This window comes from Providencia sp. UF-183 (assembly GCF_058246155.1).
The window spans coordinates 130543-139435 of record NZ_JBSICD010000010.1 but is presented as its reverse complement, the minus strand read 5'-3'; the positions used below and the strand labels follow the sequence as shown (position 1 = coordinate 139435).

Annotated in this window: 8 protein-coding genes; 5 read left to right on the top strand and 3 right to left on the bottom strand. The window is 43.6% G+C overall.

Features of this window, described 5'->3' with window-relative positions; translation table 11 throughout:
* Positions 1-123: 123 nt before the first annotated feature.
* Positions 124-561: a rhodanese-like domain-containing protein gene (locus AC4IFT_RS11695; protein WP_273804048.1), complete on the bottom strand. Its 438-nt coding sequence runs from the start codon at positions 559-561 to the stop codon at positions 124-126.
* 435 nt (positions 562-996) lie between these two features.
* Between AC4IFT_RS11695 and envC the strand changes: the two genes are divergently transcribed.
* Entirely contained in the window at positions 997-2289 is a 1293-nt protein-coding gene (envC, locus tag AC4IFT_RS11690; RefSeq protein WP_490737017.1) for a murein hydrolase activator EnvC, read from the top strand.
* A gap of 37 nt (positions 2290-2326) precedes the next feature.
* Positions 2327-3376 carry a divergent polysaccharide deacetylase family protein gene (locus tag AC4IFT_RS11685; protein WP_490751394.1) on the top strand — a complete coding sequence of 350 codons (1050 nt, stop codon included), beginning with the start codon at positions 2327-2329 and terminating at the stop codon, positions 3374-3376.
* A gap of 67 nt (positions 3377-3443) precedes the next feature.
* On the opposite strand, the gene tdh is transcribed toward AC4IFT_RS11685, so the two are convergent.
* On the bottom strand, positions 3444-4469 hold the full coding sequence (tdh, locus tag AC4IFT_RS11680) for an L-threonine 3-dehydrogenase (protein ID WP_490751393.1): 1026 nt from the start codon (positions 4467-4469) through the stop codon (positions 3444-3446).
* Positions 4470-4479: 10 nt separating this feature from the next.
* Positions 4480-5676: a glycine C-acetyltransferase gene (locus tag AC4IFT_RS11675; protein WP_490751392.1), complete on the bottom strand. Its 1197-nt coding sequence runs from the start codon at positions 5674-5676 to the stop codon at positions 4480-4482.
* A 228-nt stretch (positions 5677-5904) separates the two neighbouring features.
* Here AC4IFT_RS11675 and rfaD point away from each other — a divergent pair, with 228 nt between their 5' ends.
* Genes rfaD through rfaC form a run of 3 tightly spaced genes read left to right on the top strand, consistent with a single transcriptional unit; the run spans position 5905 to position 8864 of the window.
* Positions 5905-6843, top strand: a complete 939-nt coding sequence (gene rfaD, locus AC4IFT_RS11670; protein WP_219245118.1) for an ADP-glyceromanno-heptose 6-epimerase — start codon at positions 5905-5907, stop codon at positions 6841-6843.
* A gap of 9 nt (positions 6844-6852) precedes the next feature.
* On the top strand, positions 6853-7899 hold the full coding sequence (gene rfaF, locus AC4IFT_RS11665; RefSeq protein WP_490751391.1) for an ADP-heptose--LPS heptosyltransferase RfaF: 1047 nt from the start codon (positions 6853-6855) through the stop codon (positions 7897-7899).
* Positions 7899-8864: a lipopolysaccharide heptosyltransferase RfaC gene (rfaC, locus tag AC4IFT_RS11660; RefSeq protein WP_490751390.1), complete on the top strand. Its 966-nt coding sequence runs from the start codon at positions 7899-7901 to the stop codon at positions 8862-8864. The genes rfaF and rfaC overlap by 1 nt, the downstream gene beginning before the upstream one ends.
* Positions 8865-8893 lie beyond the last annotated feature (29 nt).

The window sequence follows — 8893 nt, the reverse complement described above, 5'->3', positions numbered from 1 at the left end:
CACTTGCTGCCTACCTGTAACTCAAATAATTTAAGGGAAACCCTGTTATTCTGAGCTACAAGGGGGTTCGCTGCATTATGCTACCCAAGTTGCACTAATATAGGCAACTTGAGATAACGGTAACTACTTCTTACCACGAGCCAGTGGAAGGTTTTCACCTGCCCAACCAGCAATCCCTTCTTTCAGGACAAAGACTTTTTCAAAACCGTGTTGCACTAATTGCTCTGCGGGTTTGTTTGATTCCATGCCACTTGCAGAAACGATAATAACCGGTTTCTGTTTGTGTTTTTCTAACTCACCTAAATTATTATCTTTAATTTCAGACGGTGTTAAGTTAATAGAATCAATAATATGGCCCTTACGGAAATCGTCACGAGAACGCAAATCCACAATGACTGCCTCTTCTTTATTAATCAGTGTAATTGCTTGTGAGCGAGCAATCACTTTCGTTTTAGAAAAGAGGCCTTTAAAGGTCATAACGACCACAGCTACTAATAGCGCTATCCAAACCAGACTCAATAACATGTTCCGGCTTACAAATTGCATGATTTCTTGGATCATGGGGGGCAATCACTCCCGTTAGTTAAAATCGAATATCAAAGGGTTCAGAGTATACCTGTGTGTTGAGCTAATTACAGCCAATTCACGCAAACTACTGTGTTTTTTTTGCGGTAATGTACGCAAAATTAATACCATTTTACTGAAAAATAGAATTTCTTTCTCAAAGCGGTACGCAAATATTTTACCATAAACATGCCTAAACGGGGCTAACCTGTAGATTAAATAGACGCTCAATAATAAAAAACGTTTCAAAACTAGCTATACAAAATAAATCAGTGATAATAAAACTATATTATTTGACTTAATTAGCCTTTGTTTCAGGGCAAAAATCCGAATTTGTAAATGTTTTCAATACTATTTATTAGAGAGTGCTGGAAACCATCACTTGCAGATGAAATAATCAGTTATTGCATTTAATTGAGGTGATCTATCACAATGGCCAATACACAATATCGAATGAAAACATCATTTCTTCGTCAGGCTATTACATCCGCTCTACTTGGCTTAGGGCTCTTTGCGCTCGCCCCTACGCACACCGCATTCGCAAACCAGATCACTGAAAATAAAGGGCAATTGCACGATTTACTCAAAAGTATTGCTGAAAAAGAAAAAAGCGTTAAAGAGCAACAAGCCAAACGTTCTAATTTACTTGAGCAACTTAAACAACAAGAGCAAAGTATTTCAGCTGCGGGGCGCAGTCTGCACGAAACACAAAACCAATTAAAACAGCTTGATAAAGAAATCGTCTCCTTAAATAGCAATATCAAACAGCTACAAACTAAAAAACTGCAACAAGAAAAAATGCTCGCAGACCAACTTGATGCTGCCTTCCGTTTAGGTAAACACCAAGGTCTCACCCTGATGTTTAAAGGGGAAGAAGGTCAGCGGGAAGAGCGAATTTTGGCCTACTATAGTTATTTGAATCAGGCTCGTGAAAAAACCATTATTGCACTCGAAGAAACCACCAAAGAGCTGCAACAGCAAAAGCAATTAGAGCAGAAAAAACAAGCCGAACAAAAAAGTACGCTCACTCGCCAGCAACAAGAAAAACGTAAATTAGACAACGTTCAAGCATCTCGGCAAAAAACACTTAGCGCTCTCGAAAGCACCTTAAAAGAGGATCAAAAAAACCTTGCTGTTTTAAAACAAAACGAAGCGAGATTACGTGACAAAATTGCCCGCGCAGAACGTGAGGCCAAAGCAAGAGCAGAACGCGAAGCAAAAGAAGCAGCGCGTATTCGAGCTCAAGTGGCTGAAAAAGAACGCCAAGCAAAACAGAAAGGTGCGACTTACAAACCATCTGAAAGTGAGCGGTCACTTATGTCCCGAACAGGTGGTTTAGGGCGTCCAGCAGGGCAAGCTATGTGGCCAGTTCGTGGCTCTCTGCTCCACAATTATGGCGATGTCATTTCCAGTGAATTGCGTTGGAAAGGAATGGTCATTGCAGCTAATGAAGGCACTCAAGTCAAAGCCATTGCAGATGGACGCGTTTTACTGGCAGACTGGCTGCAAGGTTATGGGTTGGTTGTGGTTGTTGAGCACGGTAAAGGCGACATGAGCCTATATGGTTATAACCAAAGTGCCTTAGTCAATGTAGGCCAAGAAGTTCGTGCAGGCCAGCCAATTGCGTTAGTAGGTAGCAGTGGTGGTCAAGAACGCCCATCCTTGTACTTTGAAATTCGCAGGCAAGGTAAAACTGTTAACCCTCGCCCATGGTTAGGAAGATAACCCAGTAAACTTAAAATCAAACGATTAGGATGAAATTATGTTGAAGCGCTTACCCTTAAGATTATTCATTAGTTTACCGCTATTACTGATGAGCCTACAGGTGAGCGCAGCAAAACTCGCGATAGTTATTGATGATTTTGGCTATCGCGCTAAAGAAGATAACCAAATTTTAGCGCTATCCCCTGCGGTCACGATTGCGATTTTACCCAGTTCGCCTCATGGTCGCGAAGTGGCTGAAAAAGCCTATCAGCAAGGGCGGGATATTCTGATCCACATGCCCATGAAGCCATTGAGCAAACAGCCTTTAGAAAAAGACACATTGGCACCATCAATGAGTGCAACAGAGATCGATCGCATTATTAAAAATGCCATTGCCCGTGTGCCACATGCAAAAGGCATGAATAATCATATGGGTAGCGAAATGACCTCTAGCTTGCCGGGCATGCGTAATGTGATGCAAAGCCTATCACAATCAAACTTATTTTTTCTCGACAGTGTGACCATCGGCAATACTCAGGCAGGAAATGCCGCGAAAGAATTTGGCGTCCCAACGCTGCGCCGTAATATCTTTATTGATAATCACCAATCAGAAGAAGAAACACGCACCCAGCTAAATAAAGCCGTTGCTTACGCTCGTAAACACGGCAGCGCTGTGGCTATAGGTCATCCGCATCCCTCTACTGTACGTGCACTGCAAAAATATTTGCCACAATTACCGGCCGATATCGAGCTGGTTGCCGTGAGCACATTAGTGAACCCGCAAGAAGCGGCTAAACAACCGGCGAAGTCGCTCAGAATGCTCTCTGAAGAAGCTCAGAAAAAACCGACACAACCTAAAGTGGAACAGCCTGTTAATGAGCAGCCAAAAACACCAGAGTCAACTAAAGTGATTGAAAATAGAAATGAAAGTGAGCCTGTTGCTGAAGAACTCGGTGTCTGTGAGGTCGAAATACCTGAAACGAAATTACAAGGTATCGATTTGATCATGTCGGTTGTCGAAAATATTTACCAAGACAAAACATTGCAGCCATTGCTTTCACAAGAGGCGCCAACGAAAAAGCGAATGCTTTTTAAAACAGAATCTTAAAGCGCGGCTTCCACATACATGATCCCCTTCTGAAGATAGTAACCTCAGAAGGGGAGTCTTTAACTGACTAATTCCAGTTTAAAATCACTTTCCCTGCTTGGCCTGAACACATCACATCAAAGCCTTTTTGGAAATCATCAATAGAAAATTGATGGGTAATAATTGGCGATAAATCTAACCCTGATTGGATCAGTGTTGCCATTTTATACCAAGTTTCAAACATCTCACGGCCATAAATACCTTTAATAAACAGCCCCTTGAATATCACTTGGCTCCAATCAGTTGCCATTGAAGCAGGTGGGATCCCTAATAGTGCAATGCGCCCGCCGTGATTCATGGTGTCTAACATGGTTTGAAAGGCCGCTGGCGCCCCCGACACTTCTAACGCCACATCAAACCCTTCTTTCATGCCCAGCTCGTTCATCACATCTTTTAGGTTTTCACGGCTCACATTCACGGCTCGTGAAACACCCATTTTTTTTGCTAAATCGAGGCGGTAATCATTCACATCAGTTATAACCACATGGCGGGCACCAACGTGGCGACACACCGCAGCAGCCATAATACCAATCGGCCCCGCCCCTGAAACCAACACGTCCTCCCCCACTAAATCAAAAGAAAGCGCTGTGTGTACCGCATTACCAAATGGGTCAAAAATAGCTGCAATTTCATCGGGAATATTGTCAGGGATTTTAAAAGCGTTAAACGCTGGGATCACCAAATATTCGGCGAAACAGCCTTCTCGATTTACCCCTACGCCAATTGTGTTACGGCAAAGGTGGGTACGACCACCACGGCAATTACGGCAGTGACCACATGTAATATGCCCTTCTCCTGATACTCGGTCGCCAATTTTAAAGCCTTTAACTTCCTGTCCAATCGCAACAATTTCCCCTATATACTCATGACCGACAACCATCGGGACAGGAATGGTTTTTTGCGACCATTCATCCCAGTTATAGATATGTACATCCGTACCACAAATAGCCGTTTTACGAATTTTGATCATCACATCATTGTGCCCGAGTTCCGGTTTCGGAACGTCCGTCATCCATATACCTGGTTCAGCTTTCAGTTTGGACAGTGCTTTCATAAAAGACCTTTTATTTGATTATATTTAGTTTTTTACCAATGCGGGTGAATGCGTCAACAGCGTGTAAGATATCCTCCTCACTATGTGCAGCAGACATTTGCGTACGAATACGCGCCTGCCCTTGGGGAACAACAGGGTAGAAAAAGCCCGTGACATAAATACCTTCATCAAGCAGCTCTTTCGCGAAAACTTGAGCAAGTTTTGCATCCCCTAACATCACAGGGATGATGGCATGGTCAGCGCCTGCCAGTGTGAAACCCGCCGCAGTCATTTTCTCCCTAAATAACACCGCATTACGCCATAGTTTTTCACGTAACGCTTGGCCTTCACTCATCATATCAATCACTTTGATAGACGCCGCGACAATGGCAGGAGCAAGGGAGTTAGAGAATAAATACGGGCGCGAACGCTGACGTAACCACTCAACAACGTCTTTTTTCGCTGCGGTATAACCGCCGGAAGCCCCACCAAGCGCTTTACCTAATGTCCCCGTGATAATATCGACGCGTCCCATGACATTGCAGTATTCATGGCTACCACGGCCATTTTCACCGACAAAACCCACTGCGTGGGAATCATCCACCATCACCAATGCTTGGTATTCATCAGCAAGGTCGCAGATAGAGTGTAAATCAGCAATCACGCCATCCATTGAAAAAACGCCATCAGTGGCAATTAAAATATGACGCGCCCCCGCCGATTTTGCTTCTTCTAGGCGTGCTTTTAACTCCACCATATTGTTATTGCTGTAACGGTAGCGCTTAGCTTTACTTAACCGTACGCCATCAATGATTGAAGCGTGATTTAATGCATCAGAAATAATGGCATCTTCTGGCCCTAACAAAGTTTCAAATAGGCCGCCATTTGCATCAAAACAGGATGAATACAGGATGGCATCTTCCATACCTAAAAATGTGGCTAACTTGTTTTCCAACACTTTATGGTTATCTTGGGTTCCACAAATAAACCGCACGGAAGCCATTCCAAAACCATGGCTGTTCATACCCTGTTTTGCCGCTTCAATTAACGCAGGGTGATTAGCTAAACCGAGGTAGTTATTGGCACAAAAGTTGATGACACGCTTGCCACCGGTGATCTCGATGTCTGCATCTTGGGAAGTGGTGATAATGCGTTCGCGCTTAAATAACCCGTCAGCTTCAATTTGGACCAGTTGCTCACGAATTTGTTGATAAAATCTATTCGACATACATTACTCCTATTTGGCAATCATTCAGAGTTTAATTATAGCCTCTAAAAGTAACGACATTCTCAGCACAAAAAATTTAAGTTTGCGGGCAAGATCACGATAATTGTCTTATACTTATCACCCTCTCTAGTTCAATTCTCTGCTATCAATGCTACCGTCTCGCCAAAGAGATGTTATTATAGGCACCAATGATTTCTCTTTTTTTTTAACCCATTTGAGGTATATCCCATGATCATAGTCACTGGCGGAGCTGGTTTTATCGGCAGCAACATCATTAAAGCCCTAAACGCAATGGGCCGCACAGATATCCTAGTTGTGGACAATCTGAAAGATGGTACTAAGTTTGCCAACCTGGTTGACCTTGATATTGCGGATTACGCAGACAAAGAAGATTTTCTTGTTAGCATTCTTTCTGGTGATGACTTTGGCGATGTTGATGCCGTATTCCATGAAGGTGCATGTTCATCCACGACTGAATGGGATGGCAAGTATATGATGGATAACAACTATCAATACTCAAAAGAGTTATTACATTACTGTTTAGAGCGCGAAATTCCATTCTTATACGCCTCTTCCGCAGCCACTTATGGCGGCCGTAGTGATAACTTTGTTGAAGAACGTGAGTTCGAAAAGCCATTAAATGTCTACGGTTACTCTAAATTTCAATTTGACCAATATGTTCGTGAAATCTTGCCAGAAGCTGAATCACAAATTTGTGGTTTCCGTTATTTCAACGTTTATGGCCCAAATGAAGAACATAAAGGTGGCATGGCGAGCGTAGCTTACCATTTAAATAAACAAATTAATGAAGGGCAAAACCCAAAATTATTTGAAGGCAGCGAGACCTTCCGCCGCGACTTTATCTATGTTGGCGATGTTGCCGCAGTGAATTTATGGTTCTGGGAAAATAACGTTTCGGGGATTTTTAACTGTGGTACTGGCCGTGCAGAGTCTTTCCAAGCCGTTGCTGATGCAGTGACTGAATTCCACAAAGACAAAAACGTAGCTGTCGAATATATTGAATTCCCAGAAAAATTAAAAGGCCGCTACCAAAGCTTCACACAAGCGGATCTCACCAAGTTACGTGCTGCTGGTTATACTGCGCCATTTAAAACGGTTGCCGAAGGCGTCACTGAATACATGCAGTTACTCAATAAAGACGCGTAATTCATATCTATGAAAATATTGGTGATCGGCCCTTCATGGGTAGGGGATATGATGATGTCACAGAGCCTTTATCGCACAATAAAGGCGCTTCATCCTCATGCACAAATTGATGTGATGGCGCCACAATGGTGCCGCCCTTTGCTAGCAAAAATGCCTGAAGTCAATCAAGCTATTCCAATGCCTTTAGGCCATGGAGCCCTTGAAATCGGCGAACGTCGTCGATTAGGTATCAGTCTGCGGGGAAATGGATACGACCAAGCGATTGTTTTGCCTAACTCGTTAAAATCTGCACTTGTTCCATTCTTTGCTAACATTGCCAAAAGAACGGGCTGGCGCGGGGAAATGCGTTATGGGTTACTCAATGATATTCGCCCGTTAAATAAAGAAGCGTTTCCATTGATGGTACAACGTTATGTTGCCCTTGCTTATGATAAGCAAACTATTCAATCTGCTGCTGATATTCCATCACCAATATTAAAACCCAAACTTGTCACCGTTCCACAAGAAGTCAGTGAAACGCTGCAAACCTTTGGCATTGATGACTCTCGCCCGATTATTGGTTTTTGCCCAGGTGCCGAGTTTGGCCCAGCAAAACGCTGGCCACACTACCATTATGCAACTCTCGCTCAAGAACTGATCAGCTTAAAAGGCTTCCGAGTCTTGCTGTTTGGTTCCCAAAAAGACCACCCCGCAGGGGAAGAAATTCGCCAAAGCCTAACGGATGAGGCAAAACCATACTGCCATAATTTTGCAGGGGAAACCTCCCTAGAACAAGCCGTTAACTTGATTGATGCCTGCCAAGCTGTTGTGAGTAACGATTCAGGGCTGATGCATGTTGCTGCTGCGTTAGATAAACCATTGGTGGCACTTTATGGCCCAAGTAGCCCAGATTTTACACCACCGTTGTCTGATAAAGCCGAAGTGATCCGCTTAATCGAGGGATATCACAAAGTCCGTAAAGGGGATGGCGAAAGCGGTTATCACCAAAGTCTGATCGATATTCAGCCAAAAATGGTTTTAGACGCATTAGCGCGTTTAAATATAGGTATTGAATAATGCGAGTATTATTAGTCAAAACATCCTCAATGGGCGATGTTTTACATTCCTTACCTGCATTAACCGATGCACAGCAAGCTATCCCCAATATTCAATTTGATTGGGTGGTCGAGGAAGGTTTTGCACAAATTCCAACTTGGCACAGTGCAGTTAACCAAGTGATCCCTGTTGCTATCCGCCGTTGGCGGAAAAATTGGTTTTCTGCGCCAATCAGAGCCGAACGTGCCGCGTTTCGTCAACAACTGCAAGCAACTCACTACGATGCGATCATTGATGCTCAAGGGCTGCTAAAAAGCGCATTTCTCGTTACGCGCTTAGCCCATGGTGATAAACACGGTTATGACCGCCATAGCATTCGCGAACCTCTTGCCAGCTTTTTCTACGACCACCGCTATGCCATTAGCAAGCAGCAACACGCGGTTGAACGTATTCGTCAATTATTTGCGAAAAGCCTTGGTTATACTTGCCCGACACAGCAAGGTGATTACGCTATTGCACAGCATTTCTTGCAATCTGGTGTAAATAACGAAAGCCCTTACGTAATTTTTCTGCACTCCACCACACGCGATGATAAACATTGGCCTGAAGAAAACTGGCGAAGTTTAATTGAGTTAATGGCGGATAGTGGTGTAAAAATAAAGCTTCCGTGGGGAGCGCCTCATGAGCAACAACGTGCACAGCGGTTAGCTAAGGGTTTTGATTTTGTTGAGGTATTACCGAAGCTAACACTCGCTGAAGTGGCACAACAGATTGCCAATGCTAAAGCCGTTGTCTCTGTCGATACTGGGCTAAGTCATTTAACCGCCGCACTGGATAAGCCCAACTTTACGCTATTTGGCCCTACCGATCCGGGATTAATTGGGGGTTATGGGCAGGGGCAACATGAATTGATATCCGCCAACAAAATTATGGCAGATATTACACCAAATACGGTCTACCAATTACTGATTCAATTTACCTCATAAGATAAAAAATCGGCGGTATGCCGATTTTT

What these genes read in the sequence shown, in the direction of transcription:
- AC4IFT_RS11695 (WP_273804048.1), bottom strand. Translation starts at nt 561, where the DNA reads ATGATCCAAGAAATCATGCAATTTGTAAGCCGGAACATGTTATTGAGT.
- envC (WP_490737017.1), top strand. Translation starts at nt 997, where the DNA reads ATGGCCAATACACAATATCGAATGAAAACATCATTTCTTCGTCAGGCT.
- AC4IFT_RS11685 (WP_490751394.1), top strand. Translation starts at nt 2,327, where the DNA reads ATGTTGAAGCGCTTACCCTTAAGATTATTCATTAGTTTACCGCTATTA.
- tdh (WP_490751393.1), bottom strand. Translation starts at nt 4,469, where the DNA reads ATGAAAGCACTGTCCAAACTGAAAGCTGAACCAGGTATATGGATGACG.
- AC4IFT_RS11675 (WP_490751392.1), bottom strand. Translation starts at nt 5,676, where the DNA reads ATGTCGAATAGATTTTATCAACAAATTCGTGAGCAACTGGTCCAAATT.
- rfaD (WP_219245118.1), top strand. Translation starts at nt 5,905, where the DNA reads ATGATCATAGTCACTGGCGGAGCTGGTTTTATCGGCAGCAACATCATT.
- rfaF (WP_490751391.1), top strand. Translation starts at nt 6,853, where the DNA reads ATGAAAATATTGGTGATCGGCCCTTCATGGGTAGGGGATATGATGATG.
- rfaC (WP_490751390.1), top strand. Translation starts at nt 7,899, where the DNA reads ATGCGAGTATTATTAGTCAAAACATCCTCAATGGGCGATGTTTTACAT.